The organism is Xaviernesmea oryzae (genome assembly GCF_900109605.1).
Lineage (GTDB): Bacteria > Pseudomonadota > Alphaproteobacteria > Rhizobiales > Rhizobiaceae > Xaviernesmea > Xaviernesmea oryzae.
In genome coordinates, this window is record NZ_FOAM01000009.1 from 12,087 (window position 1) to 32,113 (window position 20,027).

Annotated in this window: 14 protein-coding genes; 1 reads left to right on the top strand and 13 read right to left on the bottom strand. The window is 63.5% G+C overall.

From position 1 onward, the window contains the following. Position 1: 1 nt before the first annotated feature. Positions 2-2,005, bottom strand: coding sequence for a DNA primase (dnaG, locus tag BMX61_RS12670; protein ID WP_075626598.1), 2,004 nt, complete (start codon positions 2,003-2,005; stop codon positions 2-4). 347 nt (positions 2,006-2,352) lie between these two features. Between dnaG and BMX61_RS12675 the strand changes: the two genes are divergently transcribed. Continuing rightward, positions 2,353-4,047, top strand: coding sequence for a methyl-accepting chemotaxis protein (locus BMX61_RS12675; RefSeq protein WP_075626599.1), 1,695 nt, complete (start codon positions 2,353-2,355; stop codon positions 4,045-4,047). An 81-nt stretch (positions 4,048-4,128) separates the two neighbouring features. On the opposite strand, the gene BMX61_RS12680 is transcribed toward BMX61_RS12675, so the two are convergent. The 12 genes from BMX61_RS12680 to BMX61_RS12735 all read right to left on the bottom strand — a co-directional run bounded on the left by BMX61_RS12680 (position 4,129) and on the right by BMX61_RS12735 (position 19,997). Further along, positions 4,129-4,839: an LrgB family protein gene (locus BMX61_RS12680; protein WP_075626600.1), complete on the bottom strand. Its 711-nt coding sequence runs from the start codon at positions 4,837-4,839 to the stop codon at positions 4,129-4,131. Then, positions 4,832-5,200, bottom strand: coding sequence for a CidA/LrgA family protein (locus tag BMX61_RS12685; RefSeq protein ID WP_075626601.1), 369 nt, complete (start codon positions 5,198-5,200; stop codon positions 4,832-4,834). Before BMX61_RS12685 ends, BMX61_RS12680 begins: the two co-directional genes overlap by 8 nt. A gap of 186 nt (positions 5,201-5,386) precedes the next feature. Further along, positions 5,387-6,004, bottom strand: coding sequence for a PIN domain-containing protein (locus tag BMX61_RS12690; RefSeq protein WP_075626602.1), 618 nt, complete (start codon positions 6,002-6,004; stop codon positions 5,387-5,389). 3 nt (positions 6,005-6,007) lie between these two features. Further along, a complete protein-coding gene (locus BMX61_RS12695; RefSeq protein WP_075626603.1) occupies positions 6,008-6,364 on the bottom strand; it encodes a hypothetical protein in 357 nt (118 codons plus the stop codon). A gap of 195 nt (positions 6,365-6,559) precedes the next feature. After that, on the bottom strand, positions 6,560-8,401 hold the full coding sequence (locus BMX61_RS12700) for a hypothetical protein (RefSeq protein ID WP_075626604.1): 1,842 nt from the start codon (positions 8,399-8,401) through the stop codon (positions 6,560-6,562). Then, a complete protein-coding gene (locus BMX61_RS12705) occupies positions 8,380-9,468 on the bottom strand; it encodes a family 8 glycosyl hydrolase (protein WP_083639333.1) in 1,089 nt (362 codons plus the stop codon). The genes BMX61_RS12700 and BMX61_RS12705 overlap by 22 nt, the downstream gene beginning before the upstream one ends. Beyond that, positions 9,461-11,815, bottom strand: a complete 2,355-nt coding sequence (locus tag BMX61_RS12710) for a cellulose biosynthesis cyclic di-GMP-binding regulatory protein BcsB (protein ID WP_083639334.1) — start codon at positions 11,813-11,815, stop codon at positions 9,461-9,463. Before BMX61_RS12710 ends, BMX61_RS12705 begins: the two co-directional genes overlap by 8 nt. A 27-nt stretch (positions 11,816-11,842) precedes the next feature. Further along, positions 11,843-14,062 (bottom strand): UDP-forming cellulose synthase catalytic subunit, encoded by a 2,220-nt coding sequence (bcsA, locus tag BMX61_RS12715; protein ID WP_075626607.1) that lies wholly within the window; start codon positions 14,060-14,062, stop codon positions 11,843-11,845. A gap of 486 nt (positions 14,063-14,548) precedes the next feature. Continuing rightward, positions 14,549-15,202 carry a DUF2161 domain-containing phosphodiesterase gene (locus tag BMX61_RS12720; RefSeq protein ID WP_075626608.1) on the bottom strand — a complete coding sequence of 218 codons (654 nt, stop codon included), beginning with the start codon at positions 15,200-15,202 and terminating at the stop codon, positions 14,549-14,551. A gap of 163 nt (positions 15,203-15,365) precedes the next feature. After that, entirely contained in the window at positions 15,366-17,258 is a 1,893-nt protein-coding gene (gene malQ, locus BMX61_RS12725; protein ID WP_075626609.1) for a 4-alpha-glucanotransferase, read from the bottom strand. 220 nt (positions 17,259-17,478) lie between these two features. Then, complete coding sequence (treZ, locus tag BMX61_RS12730) at positions 17,479-19,257, bottom strand: malto-oligosyltrehalose trehalohydrolase (protein ID WP_075626610.1); 1,779 nt, start codon at positions 19,255-19,257, stop codon at positions 17,479-17,481. 170 nt (positions 19,258-19,427) lie between these two features. Continuing rightward, positions 19,428-19,997, bottom strand: coding sequence for a DedA family protein (locus BMX61_RS12735; RefSeq protein ID WP_075626611.1), 570 nt, complete (start codon positions 19,995-19,997; stop codon positions 19,428-19,430). Between the last annotated feature and the right edge of the window lie 30 nt (positions 19,998-20,027).

Sequence of the window (20,027 nt, forward strand, 5' to 3'; positions counted from 1 at the left end):
CCTATTTGCCCGCGGGCCCCTTCACCCGGCCCGACAGCACCCCGAAGCCGTCGATGATGGCCTCTTGGTTTTCCAGCCGCGTGACTTCCGACTGGACCTCCTGGAGGGTGCGCAGCAGGTGGCCGACGGATTCGCCATCTCCGTCCTCGGTTGCGCGGGCAAGTTCGGTTTCCAGTTCGCGTCGCTGCCAGAGCAGCGCCTTGGTGCGCTTGTGCAACGCCAGCGCCTGGGCATAGCCCTCGCGCGCATCATCCAGCGCGGCGGCGCGCGTGGCCGTCCACAGACGGGCGAAGCGGATCTGCTGGTCGAGGCTTGCCAGCAGCGGGTCGAAGCCGAGGCGGACGAGATCAGCGCCCAGGATCTCTGCATTCAGGGACGGCCCACGCGCGGCCGCGACATTGAGGAGCTGTGACCACAGACGTTGCAGATCGCGGTTTTCGAAATCGATCGTGGAGACGTCGTCATATTCTTCGAACAGAAGCTCGGGATGGTTGACGATGGTGAGCGCCAGGACGCTTTCGCGCAAAGAGGGCAGATTGGCTTGGCCCGAGACCAGGGCCGAGCGCGTCAAACGATCGGAAATCCCTTCGGCCACGCCGCCTGGACCGTTGCGCGGATCGCCGCGCCGCCCTTGGCTGCCGCGCCCGGAACCCCGCGTATTGAACGACCCGCCGCCATTTCTCTGATAGCCGCCGGCCCGCTGGTAGCCCGATGTCTGGAAGAAGGCGGAAAGGCGGTTGCGAATATCCTGATTGTAGTGAAAGCGCACGCTTTCATCGGCAATCGCGCTGGCCGCCTGCTTCAGCTTGGCATCCAGCTCGGCCCGCTTTTCCGGCGTGTCGAAAGTGCCGCCCTGCGTCTCGCGCAGCCAGAGCATATCGGACAGCGAGCGCGCCTGGGCGACGACACGGTCGAAGGGCGCGCGCCCATCCGTGCGGACGAGATCGTCCGGGTCCTTGCCATCGGGCATCAAGGCAAAGCGCAGGGAGCGGCCGGGCTTCAGCCGTGGCAAGGCGAGATCGACCGCGCGATTGGCCGCGCGCAGGCCCGCGCCGTCGCCGTCGAAGCAGAGCACCGGCTCGCTCGTCATGCGCCAGAGCAGGTCCAGCTGGTTTTCGGTCAGGGCCGTGCCAAGCGGCGCCACGGCATTTTCGACGCCGGCCTGGTGAAGCGCGATGACGTCCATATAGCCTTCGACGGCGATCACCGTCTCCGCGCCGTCGGCCCCGCCCAGCGCGCGTCGGGCGCGGGCGAAATTGAACAGAACCTCCCCCTTGTGAAACAGCTCGGTCTCGTTGGAATTCAAATATTTGGCCTGGGCATCCGACGCCATGGCGCGGCCGCCAAAGGCGATCACCCGCTCGCGTGCCGACAGGATGGGGAACATGATCCGGTCGCGGAACCGATCATAGGACACAGCGATGCCTTCGCCATGAACGACGAGGCCGCAGGCCTCGATCTGTTCCTTGGGCACGTTGCGCCCCGCGAGATACTCCTTCAGCGCGTTGCGGCTATCGGGCGCATAGCCTAGGCGAAAGGTTTCGATGGTGCGTCCCGTCAGCCCGCGTTCGCGCAGATAGGCGCGCGCCCGCGCACCACTTGCCCCCTGCAGCTGCTGCTCGAAAAAGGAAGCCGCCATCTCCATGACGTCTTCCAGCGTGGTGCGCTGGCGTTCGCGCTTTTCGCTTTCGGGGTCGGGCTGGGGGAGGGCCATGCCCGCCATGTCGGCGATCTGGCGAACGGCCTCCATGAACGGCATGCCATCGAGCTCGACCAGGAAGCGAAAGTGATCGCCCGAGACGCCGCAGCCGAAACAATGATAGCGGCCCTTGCGGTCCTCACAGTGAAAGCTTGGCGAGTTCTCGCCATGGAAGGGGCAGCATGCCCAATAGTCCCCACGCGAGACATTGGTCTTGCGCCTGTCCCAGGTCACGCGCTTGCCGATCACATCCGAGATCGGGACGCGGTCCTTGATGTCTTCGAGGAAGGAGGGCGAAAAGCGCATGCCGCATCTATAGGCCCGGCCTGCGCAATTGGCCATTGCCCGAGCAGGCATTGCGCCTCGGCGTGCCCGTTATTCACATCGCTGGCCGGCATGGCGCAGGTCGGACAGGGAGACACCGCCTCTTACGTGCAAAACACGTAGCACGCCCTCTACCCGTCACGCAGGTGATCGGTAAACCTGCCAAGTGATCTTCATCCTTCTTTAAGTTGTATCGTACAACTTGAGACTATAAATATATCGATTAAAATGACAAATAATTCCAAGTATCTTTAATTCGCATATGCGTAGATTAAAAATTTCAACGGGGTTTTATTTTAGGTGTTGACGATAAGACGGGGATGGGGCGCATGACATTCTTCAACAGCCGGGCTGCCGATGCCGAAAATCTGATCGAGGCGATTGGTCGCTCGCAGGCCATGATCGAATTCGATCTCGAGGGCAAGATCCTCCATGCAAACGAGAACTTCTGCGCGGTGCTCGGATACTCGCTCGCCGAGATCAAGGGGAAGCATCACGGCATGTTCTGCGATCCCGCGGAGGTTGCTGCCCCGGCCTATAGCCAGTTCTGGCAGGGGCTGCGCGAGGGTCGGTTCGATGCCGGCATTTATCGCCAGTTCGCGCGCGACGGGCGTGAGGTCTGGATCCAGGCGGCCTATAATCCGGTTTTGAAAAAGGGGCGGCCTTACAAGGTGGTCAAGATCGCCACGGATGTGACGGCGGCCCAGGCGCGCGCCAGGGACGATGCCGGCAAGCTGGTGGCGATCTCCCGCTCGCAGGCGATGATCGAATTTGCGCCTGATGGGCGCATCCTCGCCGCCAATGCGAATTTCTGCGCGGCGCTCGGCTATCGTCTGGAAGAGATCGTCGGCCAGCATCACAGCCTGTTCTGCCGCCCCGAGGAAGTCTCCGATCCGGCTTACAAGGCCTTCTGGCAGCGGCTCGCCGCCGGCGAATTCGTTGCCGGAGAGTTCGTGCGCCGGGCAAAGGATGGGCGTGAGGTCTGGATCCAGGCGGCCTATAATCCGATCCTGGATGTGACCGGGCAGGTCTGCAAGGTGGTGAAATTCGCTACCGATGTGTCCGAGCGCATGGGCGCGATCGCCGAGATCGACCAGGCACTGGCTGCACTGGCGCGCGGTGAACTGGTCGCGCTGTCCGGCAGACGCTTCGTTCCATCGATGGAAGGCCTGCGCGCCAGCCTCAACAGCACGGTCGACACGCTGAAGCGCACCGTCTCGGCCATTGGTGACCGCGTCGCATCGGTGACCGCGCGCACCGGCGAACTTGGTAACAATTCCGAGGCCTTTTCCCGCCGCGCCGAGCAGCAGGCCGGTGCGCTGGAGGAAACGGCCGCGGCGTTGGAGGAAATGACGACGCTTCTGGGCGAAAGTTCGCTGCGCGCGCGCGATGCGGGAAGCCTGGTGGCCGAAGCCCGCGAGGAAACGGGCCGGTCGGCCGAGATCGTGGCGCGCGCCAACAAGGCCATGGCCGAGATCAAGGCCTCGTCGGATGCCATTGGCACGATCGTCTCGCTGATCGACAACATCGCCTTCCAGACCAATCTTCTCGCGCTCAATGCCGGCGTCGAAGCTGCACGGGCCGGAGAAACGGGCAAAGGCTTTGCCGTGGTCGCGCAGGAGGTGCGCGAACTGTCGCAGCGCTCCGCCAAGGCGGCAGCCGACATCCGCCAGCTGATCACGGGTTCGCAGAGGCTGGTCACCCAGGGTGTCGATCTGGTCGATCAGGCAGGCGCGGCGCTGACGCGAATCGACGGACAGGTCGCAGCCGTCGATGTCAATGTTTCGGCCATCGTCACCGCCGCGCATGAGCAGGCGTCGGGCCTGCGTGAAATCTCCACCGCCGTCAACGCGATCGACCAGGCGACACAGCAGAATGCGATCATGGCCGGCGACAGCAGCCGCGCCTGCGAAGTTTTGATGATGGAAACGCAAGGCGTGCGCGAGGCGATCGGTTTCTTTCGCGAGGCAGGCCAACACAGCAGGCCCACCCATGCGGCCGACGGCTATCGCAAGGCCAGTTGAGCGCACAGGTTGGCGTCGGCAGAGATGTCATCCTGCCTGGCCCGTGTCTGCTTGTGCCCGACCTTCGCTAACGGATCGAGGTCACAGGAACAGGTGCACGATCAACGCCGTCAGAATGGCGTTGAGCCCCATGGCAAGGCCTGAGAACAGGCCCGCCACGGGATCGACGGCATAGGCACGCGCTGTGCCGATCCCATGCGAGGCAAGGCCGACGGCAAAGCCACGCGCGCTGTAATCCCTGATGCCGAGGCTATTCATCAGCGGCGTGACGATGATCGCGCCACAAATACCCGTCAGGATCACCACCGCCGCCGTCAGCGCCGCGTCGCCGTGAAGGCCCTCGGAGATCGCCATGGCCACCGCAGCCGTGGTGGATTTCGGCGCAAGCGAGGCGGTGACGACAGGCGAGAAGCCGAAGAGGTGGCAGAGTAACACCGTGGAGCCGATCGCGGTGATGCTGCCGGCTGCCAGTGCCGCCAGCATGGGGAGCAGATTGGCTTTGACCAGCGAAAGCTTCTCATACAGCGGAACGCCGAGCGCGACCGTGGCGGGGCCGAGGAGGAAGTGGATGAACTGCGCGCCTGAAAAATAGGTCTCGTAGCGAATGCCGCCGGCCACCAGCACCATGGCGATGACGACCACGGAGATCAGAACCGGATTGAACAGCGGATTGCGCGGACGCAGCCGGGCGAGTGCGAGCGCGCCGAGCCAGACCGACAGTGTTCCCGCCAGCCAGAGAAGCGGCGAGGTGGAGAGATAGACCCAGAGGCCCCGGCTGAGCGTGTCAGTCATGTTCGCGCATCCCCATCAGCCGCTTGGTCGCCAGAAAGGTGAAGACCGTGACGATCAGGGTCGCCAGCGTGGAGACCAGAATGACGGCCAGCAGCGCCGGCCCGCGCCGTGCCAGAAGATCGAGATGCTGGATGATGCCGACACCGGCCGGCACGAACAGCACGCCGAGATTGGCCAGGAGTACGCGAGACGTCGTCATCGTCGCGGCCTCGAACCCCGGCAGGCGCCCCTTGAGCAGAGACAGCGTCAGGAAGATCAGCGTCATGCCGATCACCGGACCGGGCACGACGCCCTGAAGCGCATAGGCGATGATCTCCCCGATCAGCTGGAAGGCGAGGAGAATGGTGATTCCGACAGGCATGATCGGCTCCGCTTTGGGCAACAGGTCGCCGAAGCCCGGTACGGGTGGCGTACCGGCAGAGACATCGGCACCTGCCGCAGATCAAACGTCTTGTTGCTGAACACAATCCCTGCTGGATAACGGATCTCTATCCGCCAGGCCATGGATTGCCCGGTACGTATGCTGCAGATATTCAGGCCCATTGAGTCAGTCGGCGCCGGACGGTGCGGCGCGCGCGATTTCGGCCCAAAGACGATCCGGCCGAAAGTCATAGCCTAGCCGCATCCACTGCATGACGTCGAACGGATGAGCGATGATCACCTCCGCCAGTCCCACCTCGTATCTCAACGCATAAAGTTGTCGCTGCTGAGCTGTCCCGGCTCTGATGAGCGTCGTCTCGATCAGACCGGCGTCCTTGCTGACAAAATCCTTCAAATTATCCGTGACGAGGACATCGACCTTGGCTGCCAGGGCCGTCGCAAGAACGCCAGCATCCTCACCATCCGCCAGAGTGAGACGTTCCGCCCCACCCAGAATCAAGTAAGGATCGAGCGCCAGGGGACCGTATCTCATGACGTCGATCACGGCATCACAATAGGCTCGAACGCGGTCGGGGAAAAAATTCTGGCGGCGTAGAACCTGTGCGAGCGTGTCGATCATCTCGAAGGAGATGACAAGCTGCGCCGTGTGCGTCATGCCCCATTGATGATTGCTGACCATCGAAATCAGAGTTTGCGTCGCCGTTCCCTGATGCCCACGGTCGTGAGCCATGATATCGGCGACGAAGATGTTGATGTCGAGAAGCACGCGGATGGCGCGGTCCATGGCTCAAGGCCGTTTGGCTGCGGCCCGACTGAGCGCCGTCGCTTCTTCCAGCATGCCGATTTCGTCAGCTGCATGACCTGGGCCACCGAAGTGCCCTTCCGCAGCGAGTTTGGCCGTGGCCTTCTCCAGGCGAACCCGTGCGGCCACTGCCATCATTTCGCGCCCCAGTCTGTCGATCGTGTCACGATCTTCCTCGGCATTTAATTCCAACAGGAAGTCGCGCACGCCCTTTGGCAGGCCGATAAAGACCGTAATCGCACTGGAAACGGCGTTGGAGACCGAACGGTTCTCCATGGAGGCCACCCGCTTCAGCGTGGTGGCGGTTTTGCTGTCGACATTAGCAGAAATCGTTGACGCCATAACCGAGCCTATAGAAACACCTCATTTCTATATACACTCTTTTTAGGTGTGAACCAGTTGGATGCCAAGGCGGTCAATACGGCCCCGTTTTTGGAGTCTGGCTGCTTACCACTGTGGCAATTCGCCAAAGCGAAACGGGATGGCGGCCTTGGCTCCGCCATCCCGTTTGCTGTCGCAAGCGATCTCTTTAGAGGCTCAGCCGTTGGTCTTGGAGAACCAGAAGAAGCCCTTCTTCTCCTCGACTTTCTTCACCTTGACCGGCCGGGTGCTGGCGACGCGGGCCGGGCGGGGCTTGTAGACTCGGAAGTCTCTCAGGCCTTCGAACTCGCTGGCATATTTGATCTTCAGAGCGGTCAGCGTCGCATAGTTCTTGGCGCGTGACGCCAGAACGGCAAGGCCGATGACGCCGCCTTCGGTCGGCTCCCAGGAGACGGAGTCGCTGAACCACTTCTGCGCAATCGCCTTGTCGCCGCTCGCCAGATATTTCCAGCCGAGCGCCTGGCCGCCGAGCGCGGACTTCTGTTCGGCGACCACCTTTTCGAAGGTGTCGGCATCGTCCTTTTCCAGTTTCAGCGAGGCCTTGTCCTGCGTCAGCGCACCGGAGACGATCTCGATATACTGCTTCGCGATATCGGGAGAGGCCGTCATGTAGCGGCGTGCCATCTGCAGCGCGTCGGCATGACGGTCCATATTGCGCAGCGTCAGGATGACGCCTTCGATGCTCTTGGGGTCGCGCTGATATTTCGCGGCCTGGATGAACCAGGCATTGGCCGAGGTCCAGTCCTTCTGTGAATAGAAGTACCAGCCGATCAGGGTCGCATCCTTGGCGGAACTGGTGCGCTGGACGAACTCGACGAAGCGGGTGAGGTCTTCGCCTTGCGGCATGGTGGCGAAATCGCCCTTTTCGATGAAGGCGCCGATATCGTGACGCAGGCCGTCAAAGCCAATCTCCTCGAACTCGGTGCCGCCATCGGGCAGGGGGCGGCCGAGCGCGATCAGCGAGGTCGTGCCGGCGGACGGCAGCAGCAGACCGGCCTTCTGGACGGTGGCCAGCCGCATGGCCGGATCGTCGCAGGTCGAGAGAATATAGTGATAGACGTCGAAGGCCTCGGCATAGTTCTTCAGCCGCGCAAAGGCTTCCGCGACGTTCCACTGCACCTGCATCTCCTGGCAGACCATGATCTGCGGCACGGCCTGCGCTGTCGACAGAACATCGCGCCAGCGGCCTTGTGCGGTGGCGCTGAGGATCAGGGCGCGGGTTTCGCCGACCTTGAGTTTCTGGATCAGGTCTTCCGACGGCTGCCATTTCGGATTGGCGCTCTGGATGCGGGCGATTTCGGCCCGTACGCTGGCAAAATCACCCCTGGCATAGATGGTCCAGAGCGGCTGCTCGTCGATGGCGACGCTCTGTGAGAACAGATCCTTCGGCGGCTGCCAGTCGGGATAGAGATCCTTCAGGCGACGCATTTCTGCGCCGAGACGCTTCAGGTCCTTGGAGGCGGCGTAATAGCGCAGAGCCGAGATATCGACCTTGAGCGGCGCAACGGACACGCTGTCGGCGCTTTGGGTGTCGTCATGCGACATCTGGCTTTCGAAGGGGTTGAGCGAGACCGGGGTGGCGATAGCCGCGACGTCTGCAGGGCCATGCGACACGGCGGCCGGGCCGACGAGGACGGCTGGCGTGACCGCGACCACGGCCGGTGCCTGCGCCGCCATCTTCGGCGCTAAAGCACTGCCGGAGGATTGGAACGGGTTTTCCCCGGGCTTGCTGTGCGGGTTGATCGCGACGGCGGTATCGGCGGACGCGGCCGCCTTGTCCGCCGACGAAGCGGGCAGAGCGAGCGCGGCGTTGACGCTGCCGGCCTTGCCGCCTGCATTGGCGGGGCTGTCCAGGAGTTCACCCAGGCCAGGCGCCTGGATTTCCTGGGCGCGCAAGGCCGTATCGCTCTGCAGCGCCTTGGGCATCAGGCCGGGATTGAACAGGAAAACGGCCGTGGCTGCGAGAAGCGAGAACTTCAGTTTAGACTTGGCAGACATGAGGCATACCTCTCGGAGATGGCCAGAAGGCTCAGAAGGTGAAGGGTCGAGGGATAGTATTCGGTGGGGGCGAAAGGCGCGATCTCGTCGCCGGTGCCCCCTGACGACAGACTGCATGACAAAAGCGTGCTGACGGCGCGGTAGCCGGGATCGGACATCGCCGTCAGCGGTGCGGCCGTGGCGAGGTCCATGACGGTCAGAGCCGGGGCGCCGTGCTGGCGCCAGCGCTTGTCGAGGCCGTCCAGAAGGCGGGGTGGCTCGGCAAGTGCCCAGGCTGCGTAAAGCGGAATGCGGATGGCCTCATAGCCGAAGACGGGCGCATAGGTCGGGGCCGGCCGAGGCACGTCGCCCTCCAGAGACATCCAGTCCGCCGGCAGGTCGCTGGAGCCGAAGCGTCCCTTCGACAAAAGCGCCTGACCGGAAGCAAACAGTGCCTCGGCGGGAAAGGTGTCGTCGAAGCCGGCCAAATCCTTGAGCGCCGGAAACACCCAGTAGGACAGGTTGACCACCGGTGCCCCGGCCTGTTCGCCGGCGGAGAAACCATGGGCCGCAGGCAGAAGCACTGGCCCATAGCCCTTCACCTCGATGACCGCCTTGGCCGCGAGATCCCGCAGGATGGCGCGGGCCTCGGCCTTAAGCTCCGGTGCGTTCCACGTCGCCGCTGCCCGAAAGAGCGCCCAGGCGATCAGGAGATCCCCATCGGAGGCGTTGTTCGGGTCGGTGACGTGGCCGGCGGCATTCGGATCCCATTTCCAGGCTGCCAGCGCATCGCCGCGCACATAGAGCGTCTTTTTGGTCCAGCTCCAGAGCGCGTCGAAACCCGCTCTGTCATCGGCCGCGACTGCGATCAGCATGCCGTAGCCTTGGCCTTCGCTGTGGGAGACCGAACCGTTGCTGGGATCGACCACCCGGCCTTCCTCGACGAAGACCGACTTGTAGAGCCACCAGGCGCCCCGCAGATAATCCTGCGGCAGGAAGGTCTCGGGTGCCGCCCGGACTGCCAGCGGCAGCCCGGAGGCGATCACGAGGGAGAGGGTGGCGATCATCCGCGTCAGCCTCTTAGGCATGCGGCCGCCGCCCGGAGACGAGCACCATATAGGTGCCGATGCCCAGGAGGATCGCCGAGATCAACAGCGCGGCAATATAGAGGGCCGCGTTGTTGGCGAGCCAGCTGGCGGCGACCAGCCGGGCATTGGAGAGCGTCAGCGGCTGCGTCTGGAACAGCTGCTCGCGCGGGCTGATATGCTGCTGCAGCATTTCCCCGGTTTCGGAGAAGGACTGCACGGCGCCGCCGAGCTTGTTCCAGAGATTGGCATCCGTCAGCGTGTCGGTGCGGGCGGCAAGGCTGTCCATATTGCGGGCGGCGACCACCGTCCACAGGCCGCCCTGGCGACCGACATCCTGCGCCACGACGACGGCGGCATTGGTAGCCGGCGAGAAGCGCTGCTCGCCGGTATCGGCGCCGACCATGACGCGCAGACGGCTGACGTCGAGCTTGTCGGCGGCGTCGTGGATCTTGGAGCGCAACTGACCGGCGATGCGCGTGGCCGTGGCCACCGGGCCGCTGAACATGCCGCCTAGACTATCGACCTGCTGAAGCGAGCTTGCCATCAGGCTGTCGGTGGCGTCCGAGCGGATGGCCGTCGTCTGCAAAGCCGCCACTTCCAGCGGCGAAGCCTTGATGTTCGACGTGGTGCGCATGTTGACGAAGTCGAGATTCATGCGGCCGGTCAGTTCGGAGGGCAGCGTGTCATAGGCGCCGAAGGCCATGACGTTGCTGGCGTCGAGTGGCGGCAGGATCGACGTATATTGCAGCGGCTTCACCTGGTTCGAGGCATAGGCCATCTTGGCGGTGAAGGTCGCAGCCGCGTTGATAGCGCGCCGGTCGAAGCCTGGAACCAGAAGATAGGTCGTCGGCTCCGAGCCGGTTTCCGCCATCCGCGTCAGGCCCGAGGTCAGAACGCCGATATCGGGATAGCGGCCGATCCGGGCATAGTTCTGCATGTCGAGATAGGAATTCTCGTCGATCGCCAGACGCACGGTCGGCGAGGCCTTGTCGACGCTTTCGCAGGCCGCATCCAGCCGCGAGGGCAGTCGGGCCTCGATCTTCAGCGTGTTCTGGCCGGGGCGCAGCACGTTGAAGGGGATCGGCAGGCGCTGGTCGCGGATCGCGCCTTCGCGCGCCGAGCTGAGCGAGATCGTCGCCACCACCTTGTCATTGGCCTTGACGGTCAGTGCCGCATCCGGTGCCAGCCCGCCCACATAGAGCGCGCTCATGTGGAAATACATGCTGGCATAGTCGCCCGGATAGAAGTCGGACGGCATGGTGAAGTTCACCTGGTTGCTGGTGTAGCGCCCGTCGAATCGCTTGGTGGAATAGCCGAGTTCGGAGAGCGTCACCTTTTCGCCCGGCGTCAGCAGCCGGCCGCGGGTATTGGCCAGCGCTGCCAGGCCTTCCGGCGTGCCCACAGGCTGCTCGGCTCCGGCCAGCTGGATGAACTGCGCCAGCCGCGCGTTGATCTCGCCGGCATCGGCGCCGGTCAGGACCAGGCGTCGGCGCTCGGCCGTCGCGCCCGGCTCGACGGTGACGGGATCGGCGGAGCTGAGCGCCGGCGATGCCGGGCCGACGAGCGGTGCGATCGCGCTCTTTGTGCCGATCACCAGATCGATGCCCGGGCCGGTGCCGACCTTGTCAGCGAATTCGACCTGCGGATGGTCGAAATGGCCGAGAATGGTCAATGCCTGGACTGCCTTCAACGCCCGGTCGAAATCGGCCATCTGGGCGCCTGCCGGCAGGACGACGCGCAGGTTGGTGCGGCCATCGGCGGTGCCGGACACCGGCATCAGATCGACCAGCGAGAGTGCGGTGCGCGGCGCGGCGTTGAAGATGAAGCCGCTCTGGGCCGGATCGACCTGCGTCCAGAGCTCGTAGGTGGCTTCGATGCTGCAATCGACCCGGTGACGATGATCGACTTCCATCGAGACGGCATTATAGCCCGGCTGCACGACGCCGGCCGGCACGTCGAATTCCATGCGGCGGGGGTCGCCCGCCACAAGGGCTGCGGTGCCGACTTCGGTGCCATTGATCTTGACGATCATCCGCGAACGCTCGGGTGCTGCCGAGATCGCGGTCTGCGCGGTGAGGACCAGCTTGGTGCTGCTGGAGGCTTCGTCCGGCAGGGCGAAGAAGGCGAGCTTCCGGCTGGCGAATTCGCCGCCGAAGAACATGTCGTAGCGGCTGGCGGCGATCCGGCGGATCTGGCCGGGGCCGAGCGTCGGCAGGCTGGTGGCTTCAGCCGGCGCGGCCGACTTGAAGTGGAAGGGAGCCGGCGTCTCCGCCATGGCCGGGCCGCTGAGCGCGGCTGCGGCGATGGATGAGAGGAGAAGCGCGGACAAGGCGGTACGTCTAAACATGGTGGGCAATCCCTCTGGTCGTGCGCTTCAGGCGGCCTTGGCGATGGTCGTGGTCTTCTCGGCATTGGCGACCTGACGGCGCCGGCGGCTGATACGACCGCCCTCCGGCTTCGAAGACAGACCGGCCGAGATGGCGGCGAAGGGGCTGGTGATCGCCCAGCGCATCAAGGTGAAGAGCGCGACGACATAGTTGCGGCGGTGCTGGCGGCCCGAGCGGATGGCGCGGGCGACATCGAGATCGGAGAGCATCAGCGTCGAGATGGCGGCGAAATGCTGGGGCTCCGGCTCGAGCTCGATCGTGTAGCTGCGCTGGTCGTGATTGACCGGCTTGCCGACGAAGGCCGGGATCGAGGGGATGATGACATCGGCCGGCGGGTCGATCAGTACGAGGCGGGCATAGTCGCCGGAGCGCAGTGCTGTTGCCGTGCCCTTGCCGAGCTCGATGAGCGCCCGGTTGGACGACATCTGGCGAATGGTGACGGGCACCATCTGGCCGGAGACTTCCAGCTCGGCCTTGCGGGCCAGCGGCAGGCTGATGCCGTCGACATCGCTCGGCTGCTCCGTGACGATGCCAAGTGCGGCACCGGCAATGACCAGATTGAGGATGTTCCAGGCGCCGGTGATCAGGATGAGATCGCCGAGTGCCGGCTCGGTCTGGTAGCGGTAGATGGCGACGGCGAGAACGAGGCCCAGGCCGGCGAAGATGGCGAAGAAGGGCCAGGCGAGGTTCGACAGCTGGCGCTGGGTCAGAAGCACGCCCTTGTCGGTAACGTTGAAGGTCGGCTTGCGCGGGTTCAACAGCACGCTGACGATGGCGCGGACCAGGAAGACCGACTGCACATATTCATAGAGTTCGGAGATCCAAGGCCAGCGCATCCGGCCATAGAGGTAGTTGCGCAGGATTTCCGAGGCCGCGAGATAGGTGACGGTATAGGCCAGGAAGTCTTCGGCCGACGCGTTGAAGATCTTCAGGTTGAACAGGATGAAGAGCAGCGGCGCGACGAGGAAGGTGGCGCGGACGAAGGGGAACATCCAGAAGAAGCAGCTGGAGAGATAGCTGATGCGCTGCGCCAGCGTCAGGCCCTGCTTGAAGATCGGATTCTTCAGCAGGAGGATCTGGATCATGCCCCGGCACCAGCGCGAACGCTGACCAATGAAGCTGGTGAAGGTTTCCGGCTGCAGGCCGGTGATCAGCGGCTTGTCGACATAGACGCTGTTCCAGCCGCGCGAGTGCAGTTCCAGCGCGGTTTCGCAGTCCTCGGTGATGGTGATGCCCGAGAAGCCGCCGACTTCCTCCAGCGCTTCGCGGCGCAGGACGGCAGCCGAGCCGCAGAAGAAGGAGGCGTTCCAGCGGTCCAGACCCTTCTGGATCATGGTGTAGAACATCTCGTTCTCACCCGGCATCGTCGCATGGGTGCCGAGATTGCGCTCGATCGGATCGGGATTGGCGAAGAAATGCGGCGTCTGGACGAGGAACAGATCCGGATCCTGGCCGAAGAAGCCGACGGTTTCGCGCAGGAAGGCACGCTCGGGGGCATGATCGGCATCGAAGACGGCGATCAGATCGCCGCTCGTGCGCTCAAGCCCGGCATTCAGATTGCCTGCTTTGGCGTGGTTGTTGAGCGCCCGGGTGAGGTAGTGGACGCCGAGATCGGCGCACAGCGCCTTCAGTTCTTCGCCACGCTTGATGGCGCCTTCGGCGATTTCGAGGTCGGTGCTGTTGCGCTTCTGCTCGGTGCCGCCATCGTCGAGAAGGTAGACCTTGAACTTGTCGCGCGGGTAATCCATCGCCGCTGCGGCAGACAGGGTCAGCGAGAGGATTTCGGCGCTTTCATTGTAGGACGGCACGAAGACGTCGATCGTCGGCAGGTCTTCGTCGGCCGGCAGGGCCGGCGTCTTGCGCTCGATCGGATCGGACACGACGAAGACGCTGATGAAGAACATCACCATGCAGAACATTTCGGCGAGGTAGAGCACGATGCCCGGCACGAAGGACATGAAGTCATCGATCGGCGGCAGAGTGCTCGTGGTGCGCCAGTAAGCGTAACGCAGAACGATGATGCTCGCGGTAGCCAGGGCGACATAGCGCATAGGGCCCTTACGGTCGAAGCGCGTGATCAGGAAGAGAAAGGCAATCGTCAGGCCGGCGACCACGAGTTGCACGTCGGCGCCGACCGGCTGAAGCACGAAGGCGAAGATGGCGATGGACGACAGCATCCACAGCGCAAGGGAAGTTAATCTGAACATGGGAACCTCGCTGCTAAACTTTCCGTAAGTAGCAATTAACGAGGTGTTAATGTCAATATTTCGAATTTTAATCAATCGCCTCTTAGTGAGGTCAAAACGTAAATATACAGAGTTAACGCAGTAGTATTTTAGGTTAATTTCCCGATTTTACCCCTGTTTAAGCCGATAATGACCGATATCGCGCTATTCGGTCTCGGGAGATGCGCGCCTTTTATACATGTGGTTCATTTCGGGAATCAGAGTCACGGTAAAGAATGTTCGTTAATTTCGACAGGTTGCGTTGTTGATAACCGACATATCGGGCCTCGATTGGCATCGGTTGAGTTAGTGAAATTTAATATTAGTAGAAATTAACTATACGCGTTCGTCAGCGCTGAGTCGCAGGCTTGTCTCGGCAGGATATTGAACCCAGGCAGACGCGCCGATTCGCGATCAGGCGTCGGTCGAAAACCCATCGGCAGCCAAGACTCCGCAGGGCGCCTGGCGTCAGGAATTTTGCGGCCAGCGGACCAAGGCCGCGACTCCCTGCTCGGTCAGGCCATAGACGCCGCGTTCCACACGCTCGAACCAGCCATAGACATTGGTCTGCAGCATGCGGCCTGCTTGAGGAACCCGCGCGGCGATCTCGCGCGGGCGGATGCGGCCCGCCGCAATCTCGGCGGCGCAGAGAAGCGCCTGCTGGCGATAGGCGGTCATGAGCGGGGCACGCGTGCTTCCGCCTTTGACCGGATCGCCCTGGCGGCGGCGAAATTCCGTCATCAGCCGGGACCGGCGTTTGGTATTGGTGCGCGGCATCGGCGAGACGGCGCTGACGACGACGCTGACCAGGCCCGTATCGGAGACGCCGAGCATGCCGATGCCGAGACGCCGACAGAGATCGCGATAGCGCCGATCACTCTCGCGGCCGCGCCCTTTTGCGGAAATCCGTGCGGCGATCCAGACTTCATCGGCAATCGAGGCGCGGTCGACTGCCTGCAGGATAAGCTCCAGATTGAAGCTCGTCTTCAGCTCGCAAACCACCACGAGATCCGGTTCGCCGGGGCGAAGCCCCAGTAGGTCGCACCCGCCGATCTCGCCCTTGACCTCGAAACCGAGGCTTTCAAGGAAGATTTTGACAGGCTGCGAAAGGGTCGTTTCCATAGGGCCATGCGCCTTGAAGCGCACCGCGACCGTTCGGGTCGCAGGCGCGCGTCATGTCGTTATTTTCGGCATGCCGGTATCGCAAGACCGCTGCACCCTTGCGCGACATGCTTGAAGCGGCGGTGCATCGCTTTACGTCCGTCGTGCCCTTCGACGCAACCGTTCAGTCGGCTGTCGCCGGGGACGATCCTTCCGGCGCGGCCGGCTGAGAGCCTTGGGCGCGCTCCTCGCGCATCGCCTCGCCAACCTTCTGCAGCAGCGCAAGATCGGCCAGAGCGTCGACCGGCACCGACAGCTTCGGCCGCCAGTTCGGATAGTCTTCGCTGGTGCCGGGAATGTTGGTGGGCTTTGGCTCCCGCGTCAGATCGGCAAGGCGAACGGCCGCCAGCAAGGCCGGCGTGCGCGCGATCAGACGATGGGCGTTGACGATCAGGGTCTCGGTCGCCTCATCATCCAGCCGTTCGACCGCCGGGTTCTCCGGCGCCGCCAGGCCTGTCTCCTCGAGAACCTCCGCCAGATCCCGCCGCTCGTCCACGCGCGTCGCGATATGCTCTTTCGTCGCCTTGGCCGAGACGATGCCGAAGGTCTTGCGGGCCCGAATGTCGGCCCCACGCCACCAACCGTCCAGCGTCTGGTGATCGTGGGTGGAAATGCAGGCGAGCGCCAGGCGCGGATAGTCGGCTGGCGGGATGAAGCCGCTGTCGTTCCGCTCATAGGAGAGGATGCGGTAGGAGAGAATGCGGGCTCGCATCAGGTCTTCGCGCAGGCCGTCCGGCAGCACGCCGAGATCTTCGCCGATCACAAGGCAGCGATGCTCATGGGAGCGGCGCGCCAGGATCGCCAGCAACGCCTCCTGCGGGTAGAGAACATAGGCGCCTTCTTCCGGGCTGGCCTCAATTGGAACCAGAAAGAGACGGCGCAGTGCCGCTGCATGGTCGATACGGATAGCCCCGGCATAGCGCATGGCGGCGGCGACCATGCGCTCATAGGGCGAAGAGGGCCCCACCGCGATCTTCGCCGGCAGCAAGGCCGCAAGGTGCCAGTCCTGTCCTTTAAGCGCCATGGGATCGGGTGGCGAGCCGATGGTGGCCGTGGCCGCATAGGCCTGCTGTTCGCTCCAGGTGGCCGATCCATCCAGCGCTTCGCCCACGGCCAGATCGAGATAGAGGCCGATCCGCAAGCCCGCCGCCCGCGCATGTTCGACCGCTGCCTGCAGCTGTTCATGGGCGAGGAATTGCAGCCATTGATGAAAGCGCACAGCCTCCGCCTGCTCGCGGGCAAAGGCCTCGACCGCTGGGCTATCCGGCTGGCGAAGCGCCTCCGGCCAGCCATGCCAGCCGGTATCCAAGCCCTGTCTGGCCATATCGGCGGAGATCGCCTCGAATAGCGCATGACGGCGCAGCGGCTCGCCACGCTCCAAGAGGAAGGCTTCGAAGCGTTCGGCTGAAGCACCATCCATGCCGTTTTCGGAATAGATCGCTCTCAACCGCTCGAGCTTGGCTGCGGCAACGCCGGCATAATCGACCAGCTGGCTCTCACGCAGCCGGGCAAGTGTCTTTTCCAGGGCCTCGTGGGCTTCAAAGCCCGGCACCCTGTCCAGGGCGATGTAAAGCGGATTGAGAAACTGGCGGTTGGACGGTTCATAGGGGCTGGAGCGGTCGGGATCGGCGAGGAACGGGGCATGCAGCGGGTTGAGGCCGATGAAATCGGCGCCGAGCCCGGCGGCAAGGTCGATCACGGTCCTGAGGTCTTCAAAATCGCCGATGCCGGCATTGCGAGCCGATCGCAGCTCGTAAAGCTGCAGGCTCAGGCCCCAGACGGTCGCCTCGTCCAGAAAGGAAGGAAGATAGCAGCCGGATGCTGCCTGCGCCGGCTTTCGGGCGCCGCGGCTACCTGCGGGCGCTTGCTTTTCGGATACGCGGTCGCCGGCCTGAAGCGCATCGAGGATCAGGCGTTTGGTCTCCTGCGAAATCGGCTCCTCCGGTCCTTCAGGCGTCGGGCGGGTCAGAAGGATACCATGGCGGCGGGCAAGCGTGTCGAGAGGGTCGGCAGTCATTCTGGCGTCTTCCCGGATTGTTGTCTTCAGGCGCGTCGCTCGCCAGAGGCGCGCTCACGCTTCAAGTCGCTGTTTCGGCCGCTTCCGATTAGGGCTCGCGGCTCTCGCCTCTCGGCGCCTAGCTCCAACTCCTCATGGGGCGATAAGTTGGAGCGGAAGGCTAAAAACCGCACTGCGATCTCTTCCGCTCCACACCTCATCGACGCATGGCGAGAGCCGTTCATGCCTGGCGGAGCATCCAGGCCAGGCTCCAAGGCCCGAACCCGGTCTCATCGACCGCTCCAAGCGTCAGGAGCCTCTCGCCCTCGATATTGGCGACCTCGCCCTTCAGTGCCTCGGCGGAGAGATTGGCGAGCAGGCGCAGCTGCGAACCGTCCGCCAGTGTCCAGCGTACATCCACCCAGGGGCTTTGCGCGTCGAACTGCCCGCTGCCGCCAGCGGCGCCCGCCAGGAGGGGGGCGATGTGGCGTCGGCGCAGGTCCAACAGGCTCTTGTAGAAGGAGAGCGTCTCGCCCCCCTGTGCGCTCTCGGCCTTGCTCCAGTCGAGCTTGCCTGTCTTGAACGTGCTCTCGGCCGTCGGATCCATGAGATCGTCGCCATCGAAGCCCGGCAGGCGCGACAGTTCCTCGCGCCGACCCTTGCGCACGGCTTCGTTGAGCTCCTCGTTGAAATCGCAGAAATAGGGAAATGGCTCGGTCGCGCCCCATTCCTCGCCCATGAACAGCATCGGCACCTGAGGGGCCAGAAGGTAGATGGCGGTGATCGCCTTCAAGGCGTCCGGATCCTGCGTCTCAGCCATCCGGTCGCCCTTGGCGCGGTTGCCGATCTGGTCATGGTTCTGGATGAAGGAGATGAAGGCGGTGGGCGGCAGGTCGGCGCTTGGCTTGCCACGCTCTTCGCCCCGATAGGGCATATGCTCACCCTGGAAGACGAAGCCCTCGGCAAGCGCCCGACCGATCTTCGTCTTGTCGTCGGCATAGTCCGCGTAATAGCCGAAGGTTTCGCCCGTGGCAGCGATATGCAGCACATGGTGGATGTCGTCATTCCACTGGGCGGTGAAGAACACCGGACGCCCCTCTGCATCCCTCATCAAGAGATCGCTGTCATTGTCCTCGTTCTCGACCACGAGATGGACATGTCGTTCACCGGCCGCCGCGCGCACGCGCCGCGCCAGCTCATGCAGAAGATGTTCGCCGCTATTATCCTCAATGGCATGGACGGCATCCAGGCGCAGCCCGTCGAAGCGGTAGGTTTCGATCCAGTCGATGGCGTTTTCGATCACGAAGGCGCGCACCGCCTGCGCGCTCTTGCCGTCATAATTGATGCCGTTGCCCCAAGGCGTCTTATGCCGGTCGGTGAAGATCGGCGCATAGGCGGGCAGGTAGTTTCCATCCGGGCCGAAGTGGTTGTAGACCACATCGAGAAAGACGCAGAGCCCGCGCTCATGCGCGGCATCGACCAGTGCCATCAGGTCTTCCGGCCGGCCATAGCTCGCATCCGGCGCATAGGGCAGCACGCCGTCATAGCCCCAATTGTAGCGGCCGGGAAAATCCGCGATCGGCATGATCTGGATGGCAGTGATGCCGGTGGCTTTCAGATGGTCCAGCTTGTCGATCGCCGCGCGGAACGTGCCTTCCGCCGTGAACGTGCCGATGTGCAGCTCATAGAGCACGATCTCCTCGATCGGCCGGCCGGACCATTCGGCCGCCTTCCAGTCGTAGCTGCCGAGATCCACCACCTCGCTCGGGCCGTGAACATCTTCCGGCTGATGGCGCGATCCCGGATCCGGGATTTTCAGCCCATCGGCCAGAACGAACTGGTAGCGCGTGCCGATGCCGGCCTCGGCCACGAGAAGGCTGTGCCAGCCGTCTTCCGCGCGGCTCATCGTCCGCGCCTCGCCGCCGTCGATCTCAAGCGATATCGTGTCCTGCAGGGGAGCCCAGAGGCGAAACAGCACGCCATCGGGGCGCAGCAGGGGTCCAAATGTCTTTTCGGTCACAGACAACACCTTCCGGAAAAGCGATCAAGCGTCCGAAGAACCGGACAGACGCCAAAAGGTTCAAGGCTTTGGCGCTCGATCAGCTTTTTCTAAACCCGTCTTGTAACCACCCTTGCGCTTGAGGTGCCTGACCCTATGTGATCGGCCCTTTCTCCAGCTTGCCAAGCCCTTCAGCGAGCCGGCGTATGGCGGCGCCAGGCGCGCGCGGCAACCCAGAGTGCGGGAACGATCAGGGCCAGTGCAGCCACGGCCACCAGCAGGTGAGCATGCAGCCGAAGCCGCCCGAACAGCGCTTCCACCGCTTCGCCGAACAGAAAGCCGATGGCGGTGATGACGATGCCCCAGACGATGGCGGCAATGGCATTGAGCAGCAGGAAGCGGCTGGTGGGAATGCGGGTGGTGCCGATCACGATAGGACTGATCGTGCGGATGCCGTAGATAAAGCGGAAGGCGAGGATGAAGCCGGTCGGATAGGTTTCCAAGAGATGGGTGACCCGCTGCAGCGCGGACGAGCGCAAGGCCCGCTGGACGATGGGCCATCCCTGGGCGTAGCGGCCCGTCAGAAAGAAGATCTGATCGGCAATGAAGGAGCCGAGGCAGGCCGCAAGCGCCGCATGCCAATAGGGCAGGAGATGGCGATGGGCGAGGACGCCACCGAGAAAGGCCGCCGTTTCGCCTTCCACGCCGGCGCCGATAAGGACGGCGAAGGCGCCGTAGCTGGTGATCAGATGCTCAAGCACGTCTTGCCGGTTCCTTCCTCTGGCGGTCGC